Below are 24,799 nucleotides of genomic sequence, written 5' to 3' on the forward strand. Positions count from 1 at the left end.
CGCCGACCGTCGCAACTGTGGTGCGCCCCCCGCGCGTTGACGGCGGTCGGGAGGTCCGCCCCCGGGTTCAGGCGGCCAGCGGGTCGAGGACCAGCGGCTCGATCCGCCCCTCCAGCATCTCGCCCAGGCCCTGCACCGCGCACACGTCCGGCCGCTCGGCGATGTGCACGGGCATCCCGGTGGCCTGCCGCAGCATCTGGTCGAGCCCGGGCAGCAGGGCGCTGCCGCCGACCATCATGATGCCCCGGTCGGCGAGGTCGGCGACCAGGTCGGGCGGGCAGTCCCGCAGCACCTTGCCGATGCCGTCCAGGACGGCGGTGAGCGGGGTCTGGATGGCGGTGCGCACGGCGGCGGTGTCGACCTTCACCGAGCGGGGGAGCCCGGTGGCCACGTCCCGGCCGTGGATCTCGGTGACCTCGGGCCCGCCCGGGGTGAGCCCGTTGCCCGACAGGGCGATCTGAAGCGGCCGTACCGACTGGCTCGGCAGCATCAGCTCGTGCTGGTGGCGCAGGTGCTGCACGATCGCGTGGTCCACGGCCTCGCCGCCCACCGGGATCCGCTCGGCGGTGACGATGTTGCCCAGCGACAGCACGGCGATCTGGGTGGCCGCCGCCCCGCACACCATGATCATCGAAGCCTCGGGGCGCTCCACCGGCAGCCCGCAGCCGACGGCCGCGGCGACCAGCGTGTCCACCAGCTCCACCCGCCGCGCCCCCAGCCCGACCATCGTCTCCACGGTGGCGCGCTGGGCCAGCGGATCGGCGTCGTGCGGGGTGCAGGCGGCCGCCCGCAGCCGGGGCTTGCGGCGCAGCGTGCGGCGCAGTTTCTCGCCGAGCAGCTGGCGCAGCATGCGCTGGGCCATCTCGATGTCGACGACCGTCCCGCCGGAGACGGGCCGCACCACCCGGATGTACGACGGCGTGCGCCCGGTCATCTTCTCGGCGAACTCACCGACCGCGATCAGCGCCCCGGTCTGCGTGTTGACGGCGGCGGCACTGGGCTGGTCGACGACCAGCCCGACCCCCTTCACATAGACACGGGTCCTCGCCGCCCCCAGATCGACGGCGAAGTGGCAACGGCGCAACTGCTCCAGACTCGCGGTCACGGCGACATCCTCCCGAGGCACGGACCGTGGGGCCTCCGGCCGGCGGCCCCTCACTCGCATCGTGGGACCGGCCGTGCGATGCCGCGCGCGGAGCTGGGCCGAGCGGGCAGCACCCGGACGGGTGAACTCGGGATGCGTGCTCGGGAAGACGAGGTCAGCCCTCCGTGACCGCCGGCTCCAGCAGGGTCAGCGTCCGGTGGTCCGCGTCCACCTCCGCGCGGACGCCGAGGGGCAGCGGCAGGTTCGGCGAGTGGTGGCCGAAGTCGACCTGGGCGAGGACCGGGATGTCCCGCCGCCCCAGGACGTCGAGGACCACGTCCCGCAGCTCCGCGCGCTGCCCGCCGCCCTCGTGCGGCTCGACCTCGGTCGGGACGCCGACCACCATGCCCGCGATCCGGTCCAGCACCCCGGACAGCCGCAGCGTGTGCAGGTCGTTCCAGACCCGCGAGACCGGCCGCTGAAGCTCCTCCCAGAACAGCACGGCGCCGTCGAACAGTTCGGGGGCCGGGGCGAACGGCGTCGCCTGCAACAGGATCAGCCGGTTCAGCAGCCCGCCGAACAGCGGGCCCCGCGCACGGCCCGGCCGCCAGGTCTCCCACACCTCCCGGGCCGGCAGCGCGCCCGGCGCCTCGGCCTTGGTGAGCACCCGGGTGTAGAGGTCGACGAGCTCGGAGCGGCGGGCCTCGTCGCCCAGCGTGTACCAGTCACTGCCGAAGCCGTGGGTGGCGAGGTCGGCGTGCAGGCCGACGAGGCCGGTGCGGGAGTGCAGCGCCATGTGCAGCAGCGAGATGTCGCTGTAGCCGATGAGCGGCTTGGGGTCGGCCCGGATCGCGTCCAGGTCGATCAGGTCCAGATAGCCGATGGTCGTCTGCCCGCCGGTGTGCGCGACGATCGCCCGCACCTCCGGGTCCCGGAGCAGACCGTTGAGCTCGTCGGCCTGCTCCGCCGGGGTGCCCGACGCCCACCAGCGGGTGCGCGCCGGGTCGACCAGCGGGCTGACCCGTACCCGGAAACCCATCCGCTCGAGCATCGCCACACCGCGGGCGAGCAGCGGTTCCTCGCCCGGCTCGAGCTGGCCCGAGAGCGCGGTGACGACCACGAGGTCGCCGGGACGCAGCGCACGGGGACGAAGGGTCGCGGGCATGGGGGTCTCCTCCTCGCTGATCAACAACGGCCGGGCAACAAGACCCGTGCCACCGATATTCCGCCGCCGCACACCGGTGAGCCGGCCGTGCCGGCGGGCCTACGGCACCCGCAGCGCCCGCTTCAGCAGCTTGCCCATGTCGTTGCGCGGCAGGGCGGGCACGAAGTGGACGGTGCGGGGCCGCTTGTGCGGCGCGAGCCGCTCCGCCACGTGCGCCGACAGCGCCTCGGCGGCCGGCGGCGCCGCCGGGTCCGCGGCCACCACCCACGCCACCACCCGCTCGCCGAGATCCGCGTCCGGCTCGCCCGTGACGGCGGCCTCGCTCACCCCCGGGTGCTCCAGCAGCGCGTTCTCGATCTCCCCGGCGCCGATCTTGTAGCCGCCGCTCTTGATCAGGTCCGTCGCCTTGCGGCCCACGATGCGGACGTAGCCGTCCGGCTCCCGTACCGCCATGTCCCCGGTGCGGAACCAGCCGTCGGCGGTGAACGCGCCGGCGGTCGCGTCCGGGCGGTGCAGATAGCCGGTGAACAGGTTCGGCCCGCGCACCTGGATCTCGCCGACCGTCTCCCCGTCGTACGCGGCGATCGGCGCCCCGTCCTCCTCCACCAGTCGCAGCTCCACCCCCGGCAGGGGCAGCCCGACGGTGCCCGGCCGGGCCTCGCCGTCGGCGCGGACGGCGGTGTTCATCAGCGTCTCCGTCATGCCGTACCGCTCGACGACCCGGCGCCCGGTCGCCGCCGCGATCCGCTCGTGGTCGTGGACGGGCAGCGCGGCCGACCCGGAGACCAGCAGCCGGGCCCCGGCGAGGGCCCTGACCAACTCCGGGTCGCCGGGCAGTGCCTCGGCGATCCGGTGGTACATCGTGGGCACCCCGAACAGCATCGTCGCCCCGTCGTTCAGCTCCCGGGCCACGCCCTCGGCGGTGAACCGGCCCAGGTGGCGTACGACACCGCCGCGCCGCAGCGGGCCGAGGACGCCGAGGATCAGCCCGTGCACATGGAACAGCGGCAGCCCGTGCACGAGGACGTCGTCGCCGGTCCACTGCCAGACGTCGGCCAGCGCGTCCAGCGTGGCGGCGACGGCCCGCCGGGGGATGACGGCGCCCTTGGGCGGACCGGTGGTCCCGGAGGTGTAGACGACGAAGGCGGGGTCCTCGTCCCCGGGCTCCCCGTCCACTGCCGTAGCCCCGCCGCCGGGGGCGTCGACCTCGACGTCCAGACGCCGCAACCCGCTCACCGCCTCCGGTAGTTCGTCCCCCGGAGCCGCGAGAAGGAGTTCCGGCGCACTGTCCGCGAGGATGTGCCCCAACTCGGCATGCCCCGACCGGGGGTTGAGGGGAACGACGGGGAGGCCCGCCTCGAGCGCGGCCACGACCCCCACCGCCGTCTCCAGCACCGGTGTCGCCCACACCGCCACCCGCCCACCGCCCGCGGCCTCGCGGATCCGCACCGCGAGCGCCCGCGCGGCGGCGGCCAGTTCGCCGTGGCTCAGGGCGCGGGAGCCGAAGCGCAGGGCGGGCCTTCGCGCGGCCGAGTTGTCCGTGGACACCGGGAACAACAGGGACACGCGGCACACTCCTCGCTCGGGACGGCTACCCGACACGCGAACCTACGCGGCCACCACCACGTCCGCCACCACGCAGCTCACGTCGTCCGGGGCGCCCGCCCCCGGCAAGGGGGCGGCGGGCCCCGGGCGGACGCGTGTGCTTGTTAGCCTCGCGGGAGCCGGTCCGTGTCGGGGCCGTGCCCGTCGTCGTCCGAGGTCAGGAGTCCGTGCCATGTCCCGCATAGCCCTCGCCACCTACCGGCCCGGCCCGGACGCACCCCAGGACCGCGATCTGCCCGTGCTGGTGGCGGCGCTCGACGCGGCCGGGGCGCGGGCGGAGGCGGTGTGCTGGGACGACCCGGAGGCCGACTGGGCCGCCTACGACCTCGTCGTCATCCGCTCCACCTGGGACTACAGCTGGCGGGTGGAGGAGTTCACGGCGTGGACCGAGCGGTGCGGGAAGCTGACCCGGCTGGCCAACCCGGCCCCGGTCGTACGGTGGAACATGGACAAGCGGTACCTGGGCGAACTGTCCGCCGCCGGCGTTCCGACGGTCCCCACCCGCTATCTCGCCCCCGGCGACCCCGTCGACCTGCCCGGGGACCGGGAGTACGTCATCAAGCCGACGTCCGGAGCGGGCTCCCGGTACGCCGCGCGGTACACCCCCGGCGAGCGCGAGACCGCCGTACGGCACCTGGAGCGGATGCACGCGGAGGGGCTGACCGCGATGGTGCAGCCGTATCTGAAGGGCATCGACGCCACCGGCGAACGCCCGCTGCAATTCTTCAGCGGACGCCTGCTGCACGCGGGCCGCAAGCAGGCGGTACTGACGGCCGGCACGCCTTTCGACGTACGCAAGACGGCGCACCCGGGAATCGAGGTGTGGAAGCCGACGGAGGCGGAGACCGCGGTGGCCGAGCGAGCGCTGGCGGCGGTGCCGGGCGCCCCCGACCTGCTGTACGCACGGGTCGACCTGGTCGACGGCGACGACGGCCGGCCGTGCGTGATGGAACTCGAACTGGTGGAGCCGAACCTGTTCCTGTGGCTGCATCCGGGTTCGGTGCCGGTGGTGACGGCGGAGATCCTGCGGACGGCGGCCGGCGTCTGACGGTCGATCTTTTCCGCGTCGTCTGACACCGGCCTCCCCCTCACGCGGAAGCTCAGTGCGGCTTCCGGTCGAGCGAGGACGGTGTGGCGCAGTGCTCCTCGCCGTCGGTGAGGTCGTCGCGCACGCGCATCAGCAGCCGTGTCAGCTCGGCGCGCTGGGAGTCCCCCAGCGACCGGAAGAGGCCGTCCTCCACCTCGTGCTGCGCCGCCGTCGCGGCGCGCAGCCGCTGTGCGCCGTCCGCGGTGAGCACCACCACATGGCGACGGCGGTCGTGCGCGTCGCGGGTGCGGGTCACCAGGCCCTCGGCCTCCAGCGGGTTGAGCTGGGTGACCAGGACGCTGGCCGCCGTGTCCGTCTCGGCCGCCAGCTCCGTCTGCGCGAGCGGGCCGCGGTCGTGCAGGAGCCCGAGGATGTGGAACTGCCGGGGGCTGAGCCCGTGGGCGGTGTGCGCGTCCCGCAGCCGCCGCATCGCCTCGTGCCCGAGCAGGGCGAGCATCAGCCCCGGGCTGTTCCTCGGCTCGTCGGGCTGTGTCGCGCGCGGCGGCGTCGACGTGGGGGTGGGGGATGCCTTGGTCGTCACCCCCGGCACTCTACTCGGCTGGATCGTGTAGCTTCCTATATTAATCACGAAGACAAACGACCCAGGTGCGTACACCAAACCTAGGAGTGCCATGCCCGTCACCCCTTCCCCGCCGCTCTCCGACCCGACCGCCGACCTGGGCCTGCGCGGGGCCCGTGCGGTCGTCACCGGCGGCACCCGTGGCATCGGCGCGGCCACCGTGCGGCGACTGGCCGCCGCGGGGGCCCGGGTGGTCGCCGTCGCCCGGCGGGAGGCCGACGTACCGGCCGGAGTGCGGCTGGTGACCGGCGATCTGAGCGCCCGGGAGGGCGCCGAGACGGCGGCGCGGGCCGCGCTGGAGCACCTGGGCGGCATCGACGTGCTCGTCGACAACGCCGGGCGCAACACCCAGGTCCCGGACGGCGTCCTCGCCGCGTCCGACGACGACTGGCTGGCCAACCTCGACACCAACCTGCTGTCCGTCGTCCGCGTGGACCGCGTGCTCGTCCCGCACATGGTCGCGCAGGGGCACGGAGCCGTCGTCCACGTCTCCTCGAACGCCGCCCGCTACCCGCAGCCCAACGGCGTGCCGTACGCGGCGGCCAAGGCCGCCCTCAACTCGTACAGCAAGAGCCTCGCCCTCGCCTGCGGGCCGCACGGGGTGCGGGTCACCGCGGTCATGCCGGGCGTCGTCGAGACCGACGCCGTCGAGGCCAGCCTCCGGCAGGCCGCCGAGCGGACCGGCCGTGACCTTAAGGACCTCCGCACGGAGTTCCACCAGCGCCTCGCCGCCCCACTCGGCCGCCCGGGCCGGCCCGAGGAGGCGGCGGAACTCATCGCCTTCCTCGCCTCGCCCCGCGCCTCCTACCTCACCGGCATCACGGTCCCGGTGGACGGGGGGATCCTGCCCACGCTCTGAACAGACCCGCGGACCTCTTCCGCGTCATCCGACACCGGCCTCCCGAAGCACCCCGTCCCGCCTACCTGAACGAGGGCTTCCGCCAGCTGAGTTCGGTCATCGGGGTGCTCCTCGGCGGGTGTACAGAACATGCTGGATCAGACCCCAGGAGTCCCCTTCTTCATGGCGGTCCGGCGACGCCGAGGGGACGATCGCGGCCAGGGCGTCACGGGCCGGCGCGGCGGTGTTCGCCAAGAAGTGGCGGTCACTGTGACCGTCGGCCATCAGGGTGGTCAGCGCCTACGCGTCCACGAACTGGAGATGGCGGGCGACGGTGTCGTTGCGGGCGTGGGGGCGGACGACGGGGGTGAGACGCCGGACGAGTTGCTCGCAGCGCGGTGCGTGGGTGCGGCGGGCGAGTTCCAGTGCGGCGGTGGCGGCGTGCGCGGCGTGCTCGAGGTCGCGGTGGGCGAGGTGGCCGGCGGCCTGGTAGGCGAGGAAGATGCCGCGGGTCTTGTCCCGGGAAGCGGGAAGCAGCTCCTCGCCCTGGGCGAGGAGTTGGTGGGCGGGGCGGGTGTCGCCGAGGTCGAGGAGAGTCTGGCCGGTGTCGAGGGCGAGGTCGGCCTCGGACATCCATGTGCACCATGAGGGCCGGTCCGCCCCGGCTCGGGCCAGGTCGTGGTCGGCTGCGTGCAGGGTGCGGAGGGCTGCACCGCGGGCCGGGGCGGGCGCGGCGGCAAGGCTGCGGGCGAGGCGCAGGTGCAGCAGGCTGCGGGCGGCGGGGTGGCGTGCTCGGCTCAGAGCGTGGGTGAGGAGGTCCTGGGCGAGGGGGTGGTCCTGGCGCCAGGCGGCCTGGTAGGCGAGGTCGGAGACGATCCCCGCGCCGCGGTCGGTGTCGCCGAGGGCGTGGGTGCTGTGGAGAGCGGCCATCCAGTGCCGGGCCGCGAGGGGGTGGGCGCCGTCGTCGAAGTGGCGCCAGGCGAGAGTGTGGGCGAGGTCGGCGGCCAGCGTGTGCAGCCGCCGGAGGGTGGCGGGACGGTGGCTTCCGGCCTCCAGGATGTCGGTCACGGTGGCGAGGTGAGCGGTCAGCAGCCGGGTGGTGTGCTGTGTGTGGGCCGGGTCGGCGGCGGTGAGGCGGTCGGCGGAAGCACGAAGCATGCCGACGAGGTCCTCGTTGTCCGGTGCGTCGGCGGCACCGGCGAGGGCCTCGGTGGGCCGGGCCGAGGCCCATTGGCCGGCGAGGCCGGTCAGTCCGGCGCCGGAGAGGGTGAGGAAGCTACGGCGTTCCACGGAGGTGAGGGCCTCTCTCAGGGCGGGCACGACGCTGTGCGGGGTGAGCGGGAGGACTCCGTCGGGTGTGCGGGGGAGCCAGTGCGGCCAGGAGCGTGCCAGGGCGGCTTCGGCCGGCAGCCCGAGGGCTTCGGCGAGGTAGACCTGGGAGTCGGCGTCGGGCACCGTGTCCCGCTCCCACTTGCGTATCCGTGGCCGGTCGCAGCCGGAGCGCAGTCCCCGGCGGGCGGCGGCCTGGCGGACCCGCGCGGCAAGGGCCGTCTGGGAGAGGCCACGGACGCGGCGGGCTGCGGTCAGCGGGTGAACTTCCCTGTCGTCCACCCGTTCAGAGTGCCATCTCATGTGCAGCCGTGGTGGCGGTTCGGACGGAGCGGGACTCCCCCGGGACCCCCTGTGCCGACGGGCCGGGGTGTTCATGCTCAGGAGGGCGGGCGGTCGGCCCGCGTCCGAGATGAACCGGGAGAAGGGCACGGTGCCATGACAGAACATCACCCCACCACGATCGAGAGCGCAGGCGTGGAAAGCCTGGAAGGGGCGGTGGTCCTGGTGACGGGCGGCGCGGGGCTGATCGGATCCCGGATCGTGCGCCGCCTGCGCGAGATGGGCGCTCACCCGATCGCCCTGTGCACGAGAGACGCCTATCCACCCGCGATCTACCGGGACCTGTTCAGCGTCGATCCCGGCCACGTCGTCACCGGCGACGTCCGCGACACCGCGCTCGTGAACCGGCTGACGGGCAAGGCGGACTTCGTGGTCCATGCCGCCGCCCTGGCCGACGTGGCCGCCTGCACACGGCTGCCCCCAGGAGGCCATCGACCACAACGTGAGCGGCACCCAGACCGTCCTGTCCGCAGCCGCCGCCTCCCATCGCCTCAAGCGGCTGGTGTTCGTGTCGTCGGCGTCGGTGTACGGCAACGGCAACCCGGACGACTGGGCCGGCCCCGGCGACGAACACCGCGGCACACGGGAACTGCTGGGCAGCGTCTACGGGCAGCTGCCGCCCCGGTTCGGGGAGGAACGGCCGCTGCGGCCCCTGTCCGTGTACGCCAACACCAAAGCCTTCGGCGAGGTCCAGACCAAGCTGGTCCTGCGCCCGGCCGCCGTCTCCTACAGCGTGGTGCGCTACTTCTCCGTCTACGGCCCGCCGCAGGTCGTCAAGCCCGGCAGCCACTCGTGGGTGGTGGCCTGGTTCGCGGCCCGCGCCGCCGCCGGGCTTCCGCTGCACCTCAACGGCGGCGGCCGCCAGGTCCGCGACTTCGTCCACGTCGACGACGTCGCGGAGGGCACGCTGCGCGCTCTGACGGCGCCCGCCGCGGACGGGATGACGGTGAACATCGGCACCGGACGCCCCACCGCGATCCGCACGGTCGCCGACCTGGTCGCTGGGCACTTCCCCGGCGCCCGAGTGGTGGAGACCCCGATGCCGCCGGGCGACCCGCTGGGCGGCTGCGCTGGCACCGCTCTGATGCGGCGGGTTCTGGACTGGCAGCCCGGCATCAGCCTCGAGGACGGGATCGCCCAGTACGTGCGCTGGCTGAAGTCCACGCCCGCCGCGCTGCCCGGATGGCTGCGCCAAGAGACCGGGCGATGCGTCTAGATGACCGGTGGTCGCCCCAGACGCGTCATCCGTGCCACGGTCGCCCACCGCATCGGCCGGCGCGGTCCGCCCGACGCGCGCACCCCCTCGGCAAACCCTCCCGCCCAGGCCCGCAGACCACCCCAGGACCGCGTACGCGCCACCGTCAGCACCGTCCACATCCCCAGGTAGGCCGGGACCAGCACGGCGGGCAGATGCCGCTTGGCCAGCCACACCCGGTTGCGGGCCGTCATCCGGTAGTAGACCGCGTGCCGGGCCGGTGACGTCCACGGATGCTGGAGGAGCAGTGCCGGCTCGTACACCACCCGCCATCCGTCATCCAGCGCCCGCCACGCCAGGTCCGTCTCCTCGTGTGCGAAGAAGAAGGCGTCCGGCCAGCCGCCGATCCGGTCCAGCATCCGCATCGACAGTCCGTGCCCGCCGCCCAGGAACGTCGTCACCTCACCGGCGCGCAGCGGGTCCTTCGACCGCAGCCGCGGCACGTGCCGGCGCTGTGTGCGGCCACGTTCGTCGGCGATCCGGAACGACACGATGCCCAACCGCTCATCGGCCGCGTACATCGAGGCCAGGTGGGCGAACACGCTCGTGTCCACGAGCAGTCCGTCATCGTCCAGGTCGACGACGACGTCCACGTCCCCGCACGCCCGCAGGTGCTCGACGGCCACGTTCCGGCCGCCGGACACCCCGAGATTCTCCGCCAGCTCCACCCCGTCCACACCGGCGGGCAGCTCCGGCAACGGGCTGCCATTGCCGACCACCACAATCCGCGTGGCCGCCAGCGTCTGCCGCGCCACCGACTCCAGCAGAGCCTTCAGCTCGGCAGGCCGGTTGCCCATGGTCAGGACCGCGATCCCCAGACGTGGATGACTCACAGGTGAACTCCGATCGACTTCCCCGACCGACGCAGCCTATCGGCCCGCCCACCCCGCTCTGCGCACCCACGGACAGGAACCCACCACCATGACCACGACGCCCCACCTCCGGCTCGGGAGCTACCTCACCAACCCGACCCACTCCGCCCTCGCCGATACCCCGTACGCCCGCCTCGCCGCCGGCGATCTGGCCGAATGGCTCACCGCATGGCCCGACCTCCACGCCCAGGCACTGAAGACCATCCCTCACCGAATCCACCCGAGCGCCCGGATCCACCCCACCGCGATCATCGGCGACGACGTCATCATCGGCGCCGGCGCGCGCGTCTGGGAGTTCAGCACCGTCCGCGGCCACACGCTCCTGGCCCCCGGCGCACGCGTCGGCTTCAACTGCGAGATCACCAACACCTACCTCGGTGCCGGCACCGTCCTGGGCCACCGCATCGGCCTCAACCGCACCCTCGTGGGTGACCAGGCCCATCTCTCCGCCGACGTCATGGCAGCGGCGATCCATCTCACCGCCGACATGACCCGCCCCGGCCGCGACACGTTCCTCCGACTTCCCGACGGCATCTACCCCTGCCGCACCCCCCGCTTCGGCGCCCTCATCGGCGACCGCGTCCAGACCGGCAGCCGCTTCACCCTCGGACCGGGAACCGCCATCGGCCGCGCCTGCCACATCCACTCCCACACCGTGATCGGACCGACCACAGTGATCCCCGACCACCACACCATCACCCCCACCGACCGGCCCACCCACCACGCGCGCCCGCGCCGCGGATGAGCGCCGGGACGGCGGTCACAGCCCACGCACAACGTCGCTGGGGACTCCTGGCTCGGGCCGACGCCAAGGGTTTCCGGCGGCTGTCCACTTCCGCCTTCAGCGTCTTGGCGTCGGCCTCGGGCGTGGCTCTCTGCAACCGTGTTCAGCCACGCCCGCCACGCGGAGCAGTGCGCGCCTACGCCAGCCGGATCACGTTCCAGGACAGCGGCTCCAGCGTCGCCGTCAGGCGGCCGTCCGTCAGGGTCGTGCCCTCCACCCCGTGCGGGACGACCCGGTCGGGGTCGGCGAGGGTGTTGCGGGCCTCCGGGTCCTCGTCCGCGAGGGCCGTGTGTTCCAGGACGCTCGTCAGGTTCAGGCCCGACAGGGCGACCTCCAGCGGCAGCGGCTCCGTGCGGCTGCGGTTGACGGCGAAGACGGTGACCGCGCCGTCGTCCGCGCGGACCGCCGTCGCGTGCAGCAGGTCGGTCTCGCCGTACTTCCGCGTCGCGTACGTCGGGGAGTCGACCCGTACGTCCAGCACCTCGCCCCGGCCGTACCGGGACGCCTGGGCGAAGGGGAAGAACGTCGTCTGGCGCCAGGCCGGGCCGCCCGGCTCGGTCATGATCGGGGCGATCACGTTGACGAGCTGGGCCAGGCACGCCACCGTCACCCGGTCCGCGTGCCGCAGCAGCGCGATGAGGAGCGAGCCGAAGACGACCGCGTCGGTGACGGAGTAGTTGTCCTCCAGAAGGCGCGGCGCCTCGGGCCAGTCCAGGGCGCTGACCTGGGCCTCGGTCCGGGACATGTACCAGACGTTCCACTCGTCGAAGGAGAGATCGATCTTCTTCTTCGACTTCAGCTTGGCGCCGACGTGGTCGCAGGTGGCCACCACGTTGTCGATGAAGGACTCCATGTCCACGGCCGAGGCCAGGAAGGAGTCGACGTCGCCGTCGTGCGGCTCGTAGTAGGCGTGCAGGGAGATGTGGTCGACGAGGTCGTACGTCTCGGTCAGGACCGTCGCCTCCCACTCGGCGAAGGTCTCCATGGACTGCCCGGAGGAGCCGCAGGCGACCAGTTCGACGCCGGGGTCGATCTGGCGCATCGCGCGGGCCGTCTCGGCGGCGAGGCGGCCGTACTCCTCGGCCGTCTTGTGCCCGGTCTGCCAGGGGCCGTCCATCTCGTTGCCCAGGCACCACAGGCGGATGCCGAACGGCTCCTTGTCGCCGTGGGAGACGCGCAGGTCGGACAGGGCGGTGCCGGCCGGGTGGTTGGCGTACTCCTGCAACTCCAGCGCCTCGGCGACGCCGCGGGTGCCGAGGTTGACGGCCATCATCGGCTCGGCCTGCGGGCCGATCTTCTTCAGTAAGGCGATGTACTCGGACAGCCCGAACCGGTTGGTCTCCGTGGAGCGCCAGGCGAGGTCGAGGCGGCGCGGGCGGTCCTCGGCCGGGCCGACGGAGTCCTCCCACTTGTAGCCGGAGACGAAGTTGCCGCCGGGGTAGCGGATCGCGGTGACGCCGAGTTCGCGGACCAGTGCGAGGACGTCGGTACGCAGTCCCGCCTCGTCGGCGGTGGGGTGGTCCGGTTCGAAGACGCCGGTGTAGACGCAGCGGCCCAGGTGTTCCACGAACGAGCCGAAGAGCCGGGGGCTGACCGTGCCGACGGTGAAGGCGGGGTCGAGGGTGAAGCGGGCGGTGCGCATGGAGTCCCTTCGGGGAGGAGGTGGGGCGGTCACTGGCCGGCCAGGCCCGTGTGGGCGACGCCCGCCACGATCTGGCGCTGGAAGAAGACGAAGACGACGATCAGCGGCAGCCCGGCCATCAGGCCGCCGGCCATCAGCTGGGCCCACTGGATGCCGTAGGAGTTCATGACGGTCGCGATGCCGTTGGGCATCGTCATCAGGTCGGGGTTGTTGGTCACCATGTACGGCCACAGGAAGTTGTTCCACGAGGCGATGAAGGTGAAGATCCCGACGGCGGAGAGGGAGGGACGCGACAGCGGCACGATGATGGTGAAGAAGACCCGCCAGCGTCCGGCGCCGTCGATGAACGCGGCCTCCTCCAGTTCGCGCGGGATGCCCTGGAAGAACTTGTAGAGGATGTAGACCATCGCGGCGGGCGCGCACTGCGGCAGGATCATGCCCCAGTAGGTGTCGACCATCCCCATCTGCTGCACGGTGGTGAAGAGGGGAACGCCGAGGACGGCCGGGGACACCATGAGCCCCGCCATCACCACGCCCATCAGCGCGCCCTTGCCCCGGAACTCGGTGCGGGCGAAGCCGTATCCGGCGAGCGCGCTGACGACGAGCACCACGCTCGTCACGCACACCGAGACGACGAGCGAGTTGACGAACCAGTCGGTGATGTTGCCGGTCTCGAAGAGCGCCTTCCACGCCTGGCCCGTCCAGTGCTCCGGCAGCCAGTGCGTGGGCACCTCGACCGCCTCGGTCTCCGACTTCCATGAGGTGAACAGCGCCCAGGCGAGCGGGGCGAGGAACACCAGCGAGACGGCGACCCCGAGGAGGGTGAGGACGATCTGGCTGGGGGTCCAGCCGCGGCGGTTGTCGCCCCGTACCTGCGGTGCGGCGGTGGTCATCGGCCGCCCTCCTCACGGTTGCGCAGCAGCCACATCCGGGCGAGGGCGACGGCCGCGATGAGCACGAAGAAGATGATGGACATCGCGGAGGCGTAGCCCACGCGGTAGGTGGTGAAGCCCTGTTCGAGCGTGTACTGCACGAAGGTGCGGGTGGAGTTCTCCGGCCCCGGACCGAAGTCCTGCATGACGACGGCCTGGTCGAAGACCTGGAGCGAGGCGAGGATCTGGAGGGCGATGACGAGCCCGGTGATGTTGCGCAGCATCGGCAGGGTGATGTGCACCATGCGGTGCCAGGCGTTGGCCCCGTCCAGCTTGGCCGCCTCGTACAGGTGCGCGGGGATGCCCTGGAGGGCGGCGAGGTAGAGCAGGAAACTGAAGCCGACCGTCCACCACAGGGTGGTGATGACCACCGCGAGCAGTGCGTACGACTTGTCGGTCAGCCACGGCGTGTCCAGGCCGAAGACGTAGTTGACCATCCCCGTACCGGGGTTGAACAGCCACTGCCACAGATTGCCGGCGACGGTGGACGGCAGCAGGAACGGCAGGAAGAAGCACAGCCGCCACAGCCACTTCCCGCGCTCGATGTGGTGGGCGAGCATCGCGAGGAGGAAGGCCAGGACCGTGATGCAGGGCACGACGAGCAGCGTGAAGTACGCGCTGTGCCCGAGGGAGTCCCACATCAGCGGGTCGTGCAGCGCCTCACGGTAGTTGTCGAGGCCGACGAAGCCCGGGGAGTCGCCGGAGATGTTGGCGTCCGTGAAGCTGAGGTAGAGGCCGCGCAGCAGCGGCCAGACCACGAAGAGCGCGAACAGGAGCAGGAACGGGGCGACGAACCAGCCGCCGTGCTGGAAGCCCTGCTTGCGGCGGACGGTGGCGCTCCTGGCGGCGGCCCGTGTGCGGGCCGGGCGGCGGAGGACGGTCTCGGCGCTGGTCGTGCTCATGCGGCGGCACCTCCCTGCGCGGCCGTGCGGCCGTCCATGGGGTTCTCGCTCGCGAGCAGCTCGGTGAGCATGCTCTTCATCCGGCCCGCCGCGACCTGCGGCTTCGCGGAGCCCATCGTCGAGGAGACGACGATCGGGCCGACGCGCTGGGCGAGGATGCCGGTGGACCCGGCGAACCACACCTTCGGCTCGGTGGCCTGGTGGTTCATGGCGGAGACGTACTCGTTCTGCGGCTGGAGCTTCCGGTACGCGGCCGTGGACAGGGTCGGCGTGTACGCCGGGATGTGCCCGCCGGCCGCCCATTGCAGGGCGTGCTTGACGACGTAGGCGGCGAGCCGGTGCGCGCCGTCGTTGGCGGCGCCGCCGCGGCCGGACTGGTGCGGCAGGACGAAGGAGTGCGACTCGGCGTGGGTGGCCTTCTTGCCGAAGACGGGCGGCAGCGGGGTGGCGCCGTACTCGACCTTCGCGGTGTCGAAGACCGGCACCGACCAGTTGCCCTCCCAGCAGAACGGGGCGCCGTTGACGAACTGTTCGGCGCCGGCGCCGCCCGCGAAGGCGGGGTTGGCGTAGCCGTCGGTGATGTGCCGACGCAGGAACTCCAGGACCTCGGTGGCCTTGTCGGGGTCGAAGGTGACCTCGGTCCTGGCGTCGTTGAACCAGGTGCCGCCGAGCTGCGTGTAGAAGGCGACGAAGAACCACCACTGGAAGTTCTGGTCGTTGACCCACAGCCCGATGGTCTGGAGCCCCTTCTTGGTGGCCTTCTTGGCCTTCTTCAGCACATCGAACCACTCGTCGACGGAGGTGACCGGCACGATGCGGCCGTCGTCGCCGAGCAGTCCCGCCTTCTTCAGCACGTCCTTGCGGTAGAAGCAGAGCTGTACGTGGATGTCGAGCGGGAGGGCGTAGAGGGTGCCGTCGATGACGGCGCGCTTCCACAGCTCGGGGTTGAAGTCCTCCTCCCGTACGCCGTACTTCGCGAGCAGGTCGAGGTCCCAGGGGTCCAGGAGGCGGCCGGGCGAGAAGCCGGTGACGCGGCCGAGGTGCATCACGCCGAGGTCCGGGGCGCGGTTGCCGGCCGCGGCCATGGCGAGCTTGGTGTAGAAGGGGCTGCCCCACTGGAGGGTGGAGTCCTTGACGTCGATGTCCGGGTTGTCCTTACGGAACGAGTCCAGCATCGCGATCATGTTGTAGCCGTCGCCGCCGCTGAAGAGGTTCCAGTAGCGGACGCGGGTGCTCGCGTCGGAGGCGAGCGCGTCGGCGCCCGTGCCGAGGGCGGCGAAGCCGAAGCTGCCGGCGACGGCGAGACCGCCGGCGCCGGCCAGTAGTTGCCTGCGGTTCAGGCCAGGTCGTCCCATTGCCCTGCCCTTGCTTGTCCGTCGCGCTGCGCGCGGGGTGGATGCGTGCGGGTACGTGCGTGCGGGGGGCATGTTCCATATCTCGAACGTCGCACGGAACTTCGAACGGGACCGTAGAATCGAAGCGGTGGCGAGTCAATGGGTTACGCAGGAACAGGGCGAACCTGTGGGTGGGCTGAATGCGAGCCGGCTGATCGACATCGACCAGCGACCAAGGCGGCGGTGTCGCCTGTCACCGCCGCCTGCCCATGGGCTCCGTATGCACGAGGCCATGGCGTGCGCGGGGCGGGAACGCACACGCGTCCGTGGTCATCGGCCGGCACATCATGCCGGATCCTCGGCGGGAATCGTCGACCGGATGAGGCTTCGCAACCATCGGGTGGGTCGGTCGGTGTCGAGGCGTTGGTGCCATTGGATTCCGATGTTGAGCACTGGCAATGCGACGGGAAGTCGTAGCTGACGGAGTGGCAGACCTCTCGCGATGAGGTGGGTCGCGAGGAGTTGGGGCATGGGGACGATGAGGTCGTCTTCCAGGGCGAGGAGTGCGGCGGCGGTCATGGAGGGGGCGCTTGCCACGACCTGCCGTTGGTGGCCCGTCTCGTTGAGGGCTGCGTCGATGGGGCCGCGTGTGCGGCCACGGCGAGACGCTGTGACGTGCGGATAAGCGCAGAGATCCTTGACTGTCAGCGCTGAGAGGCGGGCGAGCGGCGAGTGGGCGGCGAACACGGCGACGTATTCGTCCTGGTAGAGGTGCTCGGTCCGTAGGTCGGCGACGACGGGGTCCGGCACTCCGATGTCGAGGTCGATCGTTCCGTCGCGGAGTGCCTCGGGACTCTCGCTGCCTTCCGCGACGAGCCGGACGGTGATGCCCGGAGCTTCGCGTCGGGCTCGGGTGAGGATCGCGGGGGCCAGGACGGGGACGAGTGCGTCGTTGATGCGGATGGTGAAGGCACGTCGCCAGTTGGCGGGGTCGCTTCCTTGGCTGTCGAGTCCGAGCTGGGCGGCTTCTTCGAGGAGCCTGCGCACCGTGTGTGCGGAGCGTTGGGCGAAGGGGGTGGGGGTGAGGCCCCGGCCGGCGCGGACCATGATCTCGTCGCCCATGGCGTGGCGCAGCCTGGCCAGAGCGCGGCTGGTCGCGGGGACGGAGAGGTGCAGGAGTTCCGAGGCGTCGGTCACGCTCCCGGTCTGCATGAGGGCGTCGAACACGCGGAGCAGGTTCAGGTCGAGGTTGTCATCCATGGGCGGGGGTCCTCTCGCTCTTCTACCGGCCGGTCGGCTCATCAGTGACGTGCAGCGGCCCACGTGCGGGACTGAACCGCGTGTGAGGGGGCCACGCCTCGCCCACTCTTGCACAAGACGCAATTCCCGTATGCACAAGTTGCAGTAGACATCATGTGTCGTGCTGGGTTGACTTCAGAGGGAGCGAAGTTCGCTCCCTCGAGTTCCGGGAGTTGTGATGTCTTCAGTCGCGGCCGTGTCCGTGGGCCGGCAGCGGGCGGTGCTCGCGGCGATGTGCGCGGCGAGCGTGCTCGTTGTCGGGTTCGTGGCCTCGATCAACCTCGCTGTGCCGATGCTCGCCGCCAGCGACCTGCATCCCACGGCGGCGCAGCTGCTGTGGATCATCGACGCGTACGTGGTGTTCTTCGCGTGTCTGGTGATCCCGGCGGGCGCCGCGGGTGACCGGTTCGGTCGCAAGGGCGTCCTGATGGCCGGCTTCGGCGTCTTCGCCGTTGGCGCGGTGTTGTCGTCGGCGGCCCCGTCGGTGGCGGTGATGCTGGCGGGCCGCGCGACCACCGGAGTCGGTGCGGCGCTGGTGCTGCCGAACACCCTCGCCGTGCTGCTGCACACCATCCCGCCGGCCCGCCGGCGCGCCGCTGTGACGACATGGGCGACCATGGGCGGCATCGGCGGTGCGCTCGGCAACGTCGGCGGCGGCCTCGCGCTGTCGTCGGGTTCCTGGCGGCTGCTGTTCGATGTCGTCGCGCCGGCGGCGGTCGTCCTCCTCGTGCTGGTCGCTGTCATCGTTCCCCGAAGCGCCAGGTCGGACGCCCCCCTGGACCCGGTGGGCGCGGTGCTGCTGACCGCCGCGACCGTGACCCTCATGCTGGGCATCATCCAGGGGCCGGAGCAGGGCTGGGGCAGTGTCCTGGTGGTCGGAGCGTTCGTGGGTTCGGCGGTGCTGTGGGCGGTGTGGGTGATCGTGGGTCTGCGCACCCGTCACCCGCTGCTTGATCCGCGTCTGTGCAAGCTCCCGGCCCTGGTCGCCAGTTGCGTGGGCATGCTGCTGGCGTTCTTCGGGAACTTCGGCCTGTTCTACGTCAACGCATCCCTGCTGCAATACGTGCACGGGTTCTCCGTGCTGGCCACGGGGCTGGGGATCCTGCCGATGATCGTGCCGCTGCTGATCCTTCCGCGGTTCGTGCCCCGGTTCGTGGCCCGGTTCGGGATCCCGGCAGTGCTCGCGTTCGCCTTCGCGGTGCTCAGCATCGGCATGTTCGCCCTGTCTCTGCACACCACCGGCAGCTACCTCGCCTATGCCCTCTGCCTGGTTGTGATCGGCGTCGGCATGGCGCCGGCCATGCCCGCCCTCACGGTGGAGATGACCGAGTCGCTCCCGGCCGCTCAGGCCGGAGTCGGAGGCGGGTTGCAGTCCGCCACGCGTGAACTCGGAAGCGCTCTCGGGGTTGCGGTGATCGGAACCATCATCACCCAGGCGTTCCGCACTCCCGGCGGAACCGCGCAGACCGTCTCCGAAGCCCTCGCCACCGACCCGGGCAGCCGCACGGCGATCATCGACTCCTACGCGAGCGCTGCCTCGCTCGGACTGGCCGTGACCAGCCTCCTCGTCCTCGCCGCAGGGATCGTCACCGTATCCCTGACGCTGTGGGCCGCCCGCCACCACCGACGCAACGCCCCCGCACCGACGACCGCCGCCCCCGCGCCCCAGGCGCCCGCCGGCACCACCGCGTCCGCGGCCACGGCGCCGGACTCCACCACCCATCAGAAGGAGAAGCACTCATGACCCGCATCGCGCTGATCACCGGAGGCAACCGCGGCCTGGGCCGCGCCGGCGCCGAAGCTCTCGCCGCTGACGGCACCGACGTCATCCTCACCTACCGCTCTCACCCGGAAGAGGCGGATGCCGTCGTGGCGCTGCTCCGCGGACAGGGCCGCAAGGCCGCCGCGATCCACCTCGACACCAGCCGCCACCAGACCTTCGACGGGTTCCGCGAACACCTCACCGGCGAACTGCGGAGCACGTGGGGCCGTACCGACTTCGACATCCTCATCAGCAACGCCGGCTTCGACGGGAAGACGCCCTTCGGGCAGACCGACGCCCGCACGATGGACTCCCTCTACGACGTCCACGTCAAGGGCCCGATCCTGCTCACCGAGACCCTCGCCCCGCTGATCCGCGACGGGGGCCGGATCGTATTCCTCTCCACCGGCCTGACCCGCTACGTCGCCAACCCCGTCTATTCGGTCTACGCCTCCATGAAGGGCGCGATCGAGGTGTACACGAAGTATGCGGCCAAGGCGCTGGGCGCCCGCCGCATCACCGTCAACGCCGTCGCTCCCGGCGCCACCGCCACCGACTTCGGCGGCGGGATGATCCGCGACGACGACGACTACCGCGCCATGCTGCTGCGCAACCACGCCGCCGGCCGGGTCGGAGAGCCCTCCGACGTCGGCGGCGCCCTCCTCGCCGTCACCAGCGAGTCCGCGGGATGGATCACCGCGCAGCGCATCGAAGCCTCCGGAGGCCAGAGCCTCTGACCGTCCCGGACTTCGGCCGGAATCGGGCCCATGCCGGGCATGGACTCGATGATCTCGGCGCGGTCATCGGTACGGAAGGTCTCGCGGATACCCCCACCAGCGATGACCGCAGTTCTCCCTCAGTGGTCGGAGCATCCCTGAGGACCGGGCGGCCATTGCTCGTGAGCCGTCAACGGCAAACACCCATCAGCCACACCCGGTCCTCCCGGGCCGCCAACCATTCTTGGGGAACACCCATGACCACCCCCGGCACCACCCGCCGCAGTCGGCGACATCGGCGCCTCGCCGTATCCGGCACCATCGTGCTCGCCCTCGGCCTGCCCGCCTGCACCGCTCCGGAGGACGACACCAGCATGAGCCCGCGCCCTGTCACTCCCGCCGGCGCGCCTGCGACCACGCACACCGGCACTGCCGCACCCGCGGCCGCATTCGACTATGCCGAACTACTCCGACTGGCAGAGGCATTCCGCGACTCCCTCAACGAGGAGCAGCGCGCCGACCTGCAACAGGACTACACCTTCGAGAACGCATCCCGCTGGCACACCTATCCCCAGTGGTACCTCGGCGAACGCGGACGCCTCGGCGTCGACCTGCGTACCCTGAGTGACGGACAGTGGGACGCCCTCAACGCCCTCCTTGCCGCCGCCACCGGCACTGGCACCAGCAACGGGTACGAGCAGATCCAGCAGCACCTGATCGCCGACGACTACCTCAACTCCATCGGCGCCGGCGACGGCTACGGGCGAGGCGACTTCCGCGTCGCCTTCCTCGGCACCCCCTCCGAGACCGGTCGGTGGCAGTTGCAGTTCGGCGGACACCACCTCGCCGTGAACAACACCTACGAAAACGGTGCCGTCGCCGGCGTGACACCTTCCTTCCGAGGCATGGAGCCCCCGGAATTCACGTATCGGGGAGTCGACTACCGTCCAGAAGGACACGAGTGGGACACCTTCGTCGCCCTCCTCGGCTCGCTGAGCGACGACCAGCTCGGCACCGCCCGTCTCGACGAGACCTTCCGGGACCTGCGCCTCGCACCCGGCACCGACTGGGACTTCCCCGACACCCCGCGAGGCGTGCCGGTGTCGTCACTGGATGAGCAGCAGAGGCCGCTCGTCATCGAAGCGATCGAGAACTACGTCCGCGACGTCGATGACGCCACCGCGCAGACCTACCTCGATCGGTACATCTCCCAACTCGGCGACACCTACGTCAGCTACTCCGGTGACCCCGGCCTCACCCACGCCGGCGACTACATCCGCATCGACGGCCCCACCCTCTGGCTCGAGCTCGTCATGGACACCCCCTACACCAGCGACGGCCCCCACCCCCACGCCGTCTGGCGCGACAAGAACGACGACTACGGCGGCACCCGACGCTGACCTCGCGCTGTCACGGGGTTGGCTGAGGGGAACGCGGCTGATCGTTCGAGGCCGATCTGGCGGCCTGCTCGATCTTCGCGCAGTAGGCCTCGCGGGCTTCCTGGTCGATCCGTATCTCGTGCTCGGGCCGCATTCCGGTCCGGCCGTCGACGTCCTCGCGCAGGATGTCGGCGTGCCCGGCGTGCCGGTTGGTCTCGCCGAGGACATGGACCAGGACGGCGAACAGGTTCGTGTGGACATGAGGCTCTGGCCACCACGGCACGTTGCCGGGGGCGTCGAGGGGAAGCTCCTTGATCGTCGCGTCCGAGTGTTCCCACGTACGCCGGTAGAACTCGATGATCTGATCGCGGGTCTCGTTCTCGGTCGCCCATCGATCGCTGTCGTCGGAGTCCTGCCACCGGGGCAGCGGTTCCGGGGAAGGGCGGTCGAAGACCTCACCGAAATACCTGGCCTCGACGGTGGCCACGTGTTTGACCAGGCCGAGGAGGTTGGTCCCGGTCGCCGTCAACGGTCGACGAGCGTCGTATTCGGACAAGCCGTCGAGTTTCCAGAGCAGCGCCTCGCGGTCCCGCCGCAGCCTCTCGTGCAGGCTGTCCTTCGCGAACTCATCGATCACGCGGCATGAGCCTGCCATGGCCGACTCGCGGCCTCAAGACCCGCGTCACTTCGCCGTCAGGGTCGCCCAGCGAGAAACGCACGCGACATCCTGCGTCGATCCGTTGTGGACTCCTCGACGGAAGTGAGCACCGAACCGGATGGCTGCCGCTTCCTGGGCGCTGCGAGGTGCGAGGGCAGCAACGTACGGACCCCCGCCCCGGCGCTCCCGTCCGGGACGGAGCCACGCCCCCAACTGCGAGAGAATCGACCGCAGTCGGGGGCGTTGCCGTGTCCGTCGGGACGGGAGGGGCGGCGGGGTGAGGGCAGAGGCGTCAGCCCGCGAACGGGGGCTGGGGGGTGCCCTTGCCCGCGCCGGGCAGGACCATCAGGGAGCCGGCCAAGGGGGGCGCGGGGGACAGGCCCACCCGTGCCGTCGTGATGTACAGGTCCGTCAGGTCGGGGCCGCCGAAGGCGCACGCCGTGACGCGGGGGACCGGGAGCGGGACCACCCGGTCCAGGGCGCCCGCCGGCGTGTACCGCCGCACCGCCGACCCGTCCCACAGTGCCACCCACACACACCCGTCCGCGTCCACCGTCAGCCCGTCCGGATAGCCCGCGCCCTCCTCCACGGTCGCCAGCGGGCGGCGCCCCGAGGCCTGCCCTGTCGTCACGTCGTAGTCGAACACGTCGATACGGCGCGTCGGCGTGTCGATGTAGTACATGAGCCGCCCGTCCGGGCTCCACCCCGTGCCGTTGCTCACCGTCACGTCGTCGAGGACCACCTCGGCCGCCCCGTCCCCGGTGATCCGGGACAGCGTGCCGCCGCCCGTCGCCTCGTCGTACCGCATCGTGCCGGCCCACAGCGACCCGTCCGGCGCGACGGCGGCGTCGTTGCCGCGCCGCCCCGGCACCGGCTCGTGCCGAAGCCACCGGAAGCCGCCGTCGTCGTCGACCAGCCCGATCCCGTCGCGCAGGTTGAGGACGAGACCGCCCCCGGCGCGCGGCTTGACGGCGCCGACGTGCTGCTCGGTCGTGCGGACCGTACGGCGCCCGGAGACCGGATCGTAGGTGTGCACCCGGGAGCGCAGGATGTCGAGCCACAGCAGCCGCCCGGCCGCCGCGTCCCAGGTCGGGCCCTCGCCCAGTTCCGCCTCCGCCCGTACGGCGACTTCCACTGCGTACGTCGTCATGCCACGCTCCGGTGTCCGAGATGTTCCGACAGTTCGGCGGCGCCCTTCGCGGCGAGCTGTTCCAGCTCGGCGCGGCGCTCGTCGCTCCATCGGATCATGGGGACGGAGATGGACAGCGCGGCGACCACCCTGCCGGTGCGGTCGCGCACGGGGGCGGCGACGCAGGAGACGTCCTCGTTGGACTCCCGGGTCTCCACGGCGATGCCCCGGCCGCGGATCTCGCTCAGCGCCTCGCGCAGCGCGGCCGGGTCGGTGATGCTGTTCGACGTCATCGCGATCAGCTCGGCGTCGGCCGGGATGCGGGCGTCGAGCTCCTGCTCCGGCAGCGAGGCCAGCAGCATCTTGCCGACGGAGGTGCAGTGGGCGGGCAGCCGGCGGCCGGCGGCGGACACCATGCGCACGGCGTGCGTGGAGTCGACCTTGGCGATGTAGATGACGTCCGTGCCCTCCAGGATGGCCACGTGCACCGTCTCGTCGCAGGTCTCGGCGACCGCGCGGGCCACCTGCTGGCCCTCGGCGGCGAGATCGAGGTTCTCGGCGTACCGGCTGCCGAGCTGGTACGGGCGGACGCCGAGGCGGTAGCGTCCCGGTTGCCCCGGAACCGGGACGATGTACTGGCGCGCGGCCAGGGTCGTGACCAGTTCGTGCACGGTGGTGCGGGGGAGCTGGAGCTTGCGCACGATGTCGGGGGCGGAGAGCGAGCCGTCACCGTCCAGGAAGAGCTCCAGTATGTCGAGAGCCCGGGTGACGGCGGGTACGAGGCGTCCCACGGTCCGGCCCCCTCTCTGTAGTCGTGTTCTCCGCAGTTTCCCTGCGGTCATGTTCGAAATCTCAACAGGCGATCGGGATGACGAACATAGGCTAGTCAACGGCCGAGGACAGCGGCAATGGGTTGCGTCCCCTACGGGCCCTACGGGCCCCTACGGAGAGGATGGACGCATGCCGCCCACGAAGCGTTCTGCCCCGGCCCCCTTCACCCCCCTCGACTTCCAGCTCGTCCTGCTGCGCCGCATGGCCGACCACAACCCGGACCTCGTCGAACGCGCCCGGCACGAGCTGGGGGTGTCGGTGGCGGAGATGCGGGAGGCGAACAGGCGGTGGCAGGCGAGGGTGCGGGCGCCGCGCTCGCGCGGGGCGGCGGCGCGTTACCGGTCCGTGCTGGGGGCGCCCGGGTCGGTGACCGCGCGCCGGGTCGGCGACCTGGACTGCGAGGCGCTGAGCTGGCCGGTGCCGCTCTGGCCCGACCTGCGCTTCGAGGCGCTGGTCGGGCCGGACGGGGCGGTCTGGAACGAGTGGCTGGTACGGGCTCCGGGGGCGTCGGCACCGGCGTTGCGGACGGTGGCGGACCTGACCCCGTGGTCCTGCACGGTCGACGAGGTCGCCCGGGCCTTCGCCCCGGCCCGCCCGCTGGAGGGAACGGCGCCGACCCGCTGGGGCCTGGCGTTCACGGCCCCGGACGGGGACGGGGTGCGGAGGGAGTGCGCGGCGGAGTTCACGTGGGGGCTGTTGCAGCGGGTGGGGGTGCGGTGAGCGGGACGACCGCCGGGCGGCCCGCTCGGCCGTGCCACCCGGAGCTACGACAGCCGGTGGTCACCGCGCGCCGGGTTCGGCACCACAATGGACGCATGAGGATCTCGGCGCGGGCGGACTACGCGGTACGGGCTGTGGTGGAGCTGGCGGTGCGGCAGGGCGACGGGCCGGTGAAGGCCGAGGCCGTCGCCGAGGTGCAGGACATCTCGCACAAGTTCCTGGAGGGCATCCTCGGCGATCTGCGCCGGGGCGGCCTCGTCGCCAGCCAGCGCGGCGGCAACGGCGGCTACCGGCTGGCGCGGGCGGCGGACGCGATCACCGTCGCCGACATCATCCGCGCCGTCGACGGCCCCATCGTCTCCGTACGCGGGGAACGGCCGACCCAGCTGAAGTACACCGGCCCCGCCGAGCCGCTGCTCCCGCTCTGGATCGCCCTGCGCGCCAACGTCCGCCAGGTGCTGGAGGGCGTGACGGTCGCCGACCTGGCCACCGGCGCCCTGCCCGGCCCCGTACGGCAACTGGCGGAGGACCCGGCGGCCTGGCGGAACCCGTGA

Annotated in this window: 23 protein-coding genes and 1 pseudogene; 10 read left to right on the top strand and 14 right to left on the bottom strand. The window is 71.7% G+C overall.

Features of this window, described 5'->3' with window-relative positions; genetic code table 11:
• Positions 1–67: 67 nt before the first annotated feature.
• The 3 genes from IO29_RS22635 to IO29_RS22645 form a co-directional block, all read right to left on the bottom strand.
• The gene (locus IO29_RS22635) at positions 68–1,105 is read right to left on the bottom strand and encodes a rod shape-determining protein (RefSeq protein WP_030382097.1); all 1,038 of its coding nucleotides are present in this window, start codon (positions 1,103–1,105) and stop codon (positions 68–70) included.
• Positions 1,106–1,259: 154 nt separating this feature from the next.
• Entirely contained in the window at positions 1,260–2,249 is a 990-nt protein-coding gene (locus IO29_RS22640) for a S66 peptidase family protein (protein WP_030382098.1), read from the bottom strand.
• 99 nt (positions 2,250–2,348) lie between these two features.
• Positions 2,349–3,815, bottom strand: a complete 1,467-nt coding sequence (locus IO29_RS22645; RefSeq protein ID WP_030382099.1) for an acyl-CoA synthetase — start codon at positions 3,813–3,815, stop codon at positions 2,349–2,351.
• Positions 3,816–4,026: 211 nt separating this feature from the next.
• On the opposite strand from IO29_RS22645, the gene IO29_RS22650 reads away from it, so the two are divergent.
• On the top strand, positions 4,027–4,902 hold the full coding sequence (locus tag IO29_RS22650; RefSeq protein WP_030382100.1) for an ATP-grasp domain-containing protein: 876 nt from the start codon (positions 4,027–4,029) through the stop codon (positions 4,900–4,902).
• A gap of 52 nt (positions 4,903–4,954) precedes the next feature.
• Here IO29_RS22650 and IO29_RS22655 read toward each other — a convergent pair whose 3' ends face one another.
• Positions 4,955–5,482, bottom strand: coding sequence for a MarR family winged helix-turn-helix transcriptional regulator (locus IO29_RS22655; RefSeq protein WP_234307637.1), 528 nt, complete (start codon positions 5,480–5,482; stop codon positions 4,955–4,957).
• Between the two features lie 91 nt (positions 5,483–5,573).
• Here IO29_RS22655 and IO29_RS22660 point away from each other — a divergent pair, with 91 nt between their 5' ends.
• Positions 5,574–6,380 (top strand): oxidoreductase, encoded by an 807-nt coding sequence (locus tag IO29_RS22660; protein WP_051707657.1) that lies wholly within the window; start codon positions 5,574–5,576, stop codon positions 6,378–6,380.
• 279 nt (positions 6,381–6,659) lie between these two features.
• Here IO29_RS22660 and IO29_RS22665 read toward each other — a convergent pair whose 3' ends face one another.
• A complete protein-coding gene (locus IO29_RS22665; protein WP_030382103.1) occupies positions 6,660–7,970 on the bottom strand; it encodes an NsdA family TPR-like regulatory protein in 1,311 nt (436 codons plus the stop codon).
• A 279-nt stretch (positions 7,971–8,249) separates the two neighbouring features.
• On the opposite strand from IO29_RS22665, the pseudogene IO29_RS40085 reads away from it, so the two are divergent.
• A pseudogene (locus IO29_RS40085) lies at positions 8,250–8,384 on the top strand (epimerase); the annotation flags it as partial.
• 88 nt (positions 8,385–8,472) lie between these two features.
• A complete protein-coding gene (locus tag IO29_RS22670) occupies positions 8,473–9,246 on the top strand; it encodes an NAD-dependent epimerase/dehydratase family protein (RefSeq protein WP_267881986.1) in 774 nt (257 codons plus the stop codon).
• Here the strand turns inward: IO29_RS22670 and IO29_RS22675 are convergent.
• Positions 9,243–10,118, bottom strand: coding sequence for a glycosyltransferase family 2 protein (locus IO29_RS22675; RefSeq protein WP_030382104.1), 876 nt, complete (start codon positions 10,116–10,118; stop codon positions 9,243–9,245). The two genes, IO29_RS22670 and IO29_RS22675, sit on opposite strands and share 4 nt — an antisense overlap.
• 88 nt (positions 10,119–10,206) lie before the next feature.
• Between IO29_RS22675 and IO29_RS22680 the strand changes: the two genes are divergently transcribed.
• The gene (locus IO29_RS22680; RefSeq protein WP_063738122.1) at positions 10,207–10,902 is read left to right on the top strand and encodes an LbetaH domain-containing protein; all 696 of its coding nucleotides are present in this window, start codon (positions 10,207–10,209) and stop codon (positions 10,900–10,902) included.
• Positions 10,903–11,077: 175 nt separating this feature from the next.
• Here IO29_RS22680 and IO29_RS22685 read toward each other — a convergent pair whose 3' ends face one another.
• The 5 genes from IO29_RS22685 to IO29_RS22705 all read right to left on the bottom strand — a co-directional run bounded on the left by IO29_RS22685 (position 11,078) and on the right by IO29_RS22705 (position 17,011).
• The gene (locus IO29_RS22685; RefSeq protein ID WP_030382106.1) at positions 11,078–12,583 is read right to left on the bottom strand and encodes an arabinosylfuranosidase ArfA; all 1,506 of its coding nucleotides are present in this window, start codon (positions 12,581–12,583) and stop codon (positions 11,078–11,080) included.
• A 29-nt stretch (positions 12,584–12,612) separates the two neighbouring features.
• Positions 12,613–13,476: a carbohydrate ABC transporter permease gene (locus tag IO29_RS22690; RefSeq protein WP_030382107.1), complete on the bottom strand. Its 864-nt coding sequence runs from the start codon at positions 13,474–13,476 to the stop codon at positions 12,613–12,615.
• Positions 13,473–14,417 carry a carbohydrate ABC transporter permease gene (locus IO29_RS22695; protein ID WP_030382108.1) on the bottom strand — a complete coding sequence of 315 codons (945 nt, stop codon included), beginning with the start codon at positions 14,415–14,417 and terminating at the stop codon, positions 13,473–13,475. The genes IO29_RS22690 and IO29_RS22695 overlap by 4 nt, the downstream gene beginning before the upstream one ends.
• Positions 14,414–15,772, bottom strand: coding sequence for an extracellular solute-binding protein (locus IO29_RS22700; protein WP_030382109.1), 1,359 nt, complete (start codon positions 15,770–15,772; stop codon positions 14,414–14,416). Before IO29_RS22700 ends, IO29_RS22695 begins: the two co-directional genes overlap by 4 nt.
• Positions 15,773–16,096: 324 nt before the next feature.
• Entirely contained in the window at positions 16,097–17,011 is a 915-nt protein-coding gene (locus tag IO29_RS22705) for a LysR family transcriptional regulator (RefSeq protein WP_030382110.1), read from the bottom strand.
• 217 nt (positions 17,012–17,228) lie between these two features.
• On the opposite strand from IO29_RS22705, the gene IO29_RS22710 reads away from it, so the two are divergent.
• The 3 genes from IO29_RS22710 to IO29_RS22720 all read left to right on the top strand — a co-directional run bounded on the left by IO29_RS22710 (position 17,229) and on the right by IO29_RS22720 (position 20,928).
• Entirely contained in the window at positions 17,229–18,794 is a 1,566-nt protein-coding gene (locus IO29_RS22710; RefSeq protein ID WP_078618466.1) for an MFS transporter, read from the top strand.
• Positions 18,791–19,549 carry an SDR family NAD(P)-dependent oxidoreductase gene (locus IO29_RS22715; RefSeq protein WP_030382112.1) on the top strand — a complete coding sequence of 253 codons (759 nt, stop codon included), beginning with the start codon at positions 18,791–18,793 and terminating at the stop codon, positions 19,547–19,549. The genes IO29_RS22710 and IO29_RS22715 overlap by 4 nt, the downstream gene beginning before the upstream one ends.
• A 236-nt stretch (positions 19,550–19,785) precedes the next feature.
• On the top strand, positions 19,786–20,928 hold the full coding sequence (locus IO29_RS22720; protein WP_051707660.1) for a DUF3500 domain-containing protein: 1,143 nt from the start codon (positions 19,786–19,788) through the stop codon (positions 20,926–20,928).
• Positions 20,929–20,938: 10 nt separating this feature from the next.
• Here the strand turns inward: IO29_RS22720 and IO29_RS22725 are convergent, their stop codons facing one another.
• The 3 genes from IO29_RS22725 to IO29_RS22735 all read right to left on the bottom strand — a co-directional run bounded on the left by IO29_RS22725 (position 20,939) and on the right by IO29_RS22735 (position 23,485).
• Entirely contained in the window at positions 20,939–21,544 is a 606-nt protein-coding gene (locus IO29_RS22725; RefSeq protein WP_030382114.1) for a DinB family protein, read from the bottom strand.
• Between the two features lie 313 nt (positions 21,545–21,857).
• Entirely contained in the window at positions 21,858–22,715 is an 858-nt protein-coding gene (locus tag IO29_RS22730) for an SMP-30/gluconolactonase/LRE family protein (RefSeq protein ID WP_030382115.1), read from the bottom strand.
• The gene (locus IO29_RS22735) at positions 22,712–23,485 is read right to left on the bottom strand and encodes an IclR family transcriptional regulator (RefSeq protein ID WP_030382116.1); all 774 of its coding nucleotides are present in this window, start codon (positions 23,483–23,485) and stop codon (positions 22,712–22,714) included. The genes IO29_RS22730 and IO29_RS22735 overlap by 4 nt, the downstream gene beginning before the upstream one ends.
• A 169-nt stretch (positions 23,486–23,654) precedes the next feature.
• Between IO29_RS22735 and IO29_RS22740 the strand changes: the two genes are divergently transcribed.
• Positions 23,655–24,245, top strand: coding sequence for a hypothetical protein (locus IO29_RS22740; RefSeq protein WP_030382117.1), 591 nt, complete (start codon positions 23,655–23,657; stop codon positions 24,243–24,245).
• Between the two features lie 95 nt (positions 24,246–24,340).
• On the top strand, positions 24,341–24,799 hold the full coding sequence (locus tag IO29_RS22745) for an RrF2 family transcriptional regulator (protein ID WP_030382118.1): 459 nt from the start codon (positions 24,341–24,343) through the stop codon (positions 24,797–24,799).

Origin of the sequence: Streptomyces sp. NRRL F-6676 (genome assembly GCF_000725625.1) — a bacterium.
Lineage (GTDB): Bacteria > Actinomycetota > Actinomycetes > Streptomycetales > Streptomycetaceae > Streptomyces.

What these genes read in the sequence shown, in the direction of transcription:
- IO29_RS22740 (WP_030382117.1), top strand. Translation starts at nt 23,655, where the DNA reads ATGCCGCCCACGAAGCGTTCTGCCCCGGCCCCCTTCACCCCCCTCGAC.
- IO29_RS22700 (WP_030382109.1), bottom strand. Translation starts at nt 15,772, where the DNA reads ATGGGACGACCTGGCCTGAACCGCAGGCAACTACTGGCCGGCGCCGGC.
- IO29_RS22730 (WP_030382115.1), bottom strand. Translation starts at nt 22,715, where the DNA reads ATGACGACGTACGCAGTGGAAGTCGCCGTACGGGCGGAGGCGGAACTG.
- IO29_RS22720 (WP_051707660.1), top strand. Translation starts at nt 19,786, where the DNA reads ATGACCACCCCCGGCACCACCCGCCGCAGTCGGCGACATCGGCGCCTC.
- IO29_RS22660 (WP_051707657.1), top strand. Translation starts at nt 5,574, where the DNA reads ATGCCCGTCACCCCTTCCCCGCCGCTCTCCGACCCGACCGCCGACCTG.
- IO29_RS22650 (WP_030382100.1), top strand. Translation starts at nt 4,027, where the DNA reads ATGTCCCGCATAGCCCTCGCCACCTACCGGCCCGGCCCGGACGCACCC.
- IO29_RS22695 (WP_030382108.1), bottom strand. Translation starts at nt 14,417, where the DNA reads ATGAGCACGACCAGCGCCGAGACCGTCCTCCGCCGCCCGGCCCGCACA.
- IO29_RS22715 (WP_030382112.1), top strand. Translation starts at nt 18,791, where the DNA reads ATGACCCGCATCGCGCTGATCACCGGAGGCAACCGCGGCCTGGGCCGC.
- IO29_RS22685 (WP_030382106.1), bottom strand. Translation starts at nt 12,583, where the DNA reads ATGCGCACCGCCCGCTTCACCCTCGACCCCGCCTTCACCGTCGGCACG.
- IO29_RS22745 (WP_030382118.1), top strand. Translation starts at nt 24,341, where the DNA reads ATGAGGATCTCGGCGCGGGCGGACTACGCGGTACGGGCTGTGGTGGAG.
- IO29_RS22710 (WP_078618466.1), top strand. Translation starts at nt 17,229, where the DNA reads ATGTCTTCAGTCGCGGCCGTGTCCGTGGGCCGGCAGCGGGCGGTGCTC.
- IO29_RS22690 (WP_030382107.1), bottom strand. Translation starts at nt 13,476, where the DNA reads ATGACCACCGCCGCACCGCAGGTACGGGGCGACAACCGCCGCGGCTGG.
- IO29_RS22680 (WP_063738122.1), top strand. Translation starts at nt 10,207, where the DNA reads ATGACCACGACGCCCCACCTCCGGCTCGGGAGCTACCTCACCAACCCG.
- IO29_RS22640 (WP_030382098.1), bottom strand. Translation starts at nt 2,249, where the DNA reads ATGCCCGCGACCCTTCGTCCCCGTGCGCTGCGTCCCGGCGACCTCGTG.
- IO29_RS22705 (WP_030382110.1), bottom strand. Translation starts at nt 17,011, where the DNA reads ATGGATGACAACCTCGACCTGAACCTGCTCCGCGTGTTCGACGCCCTC.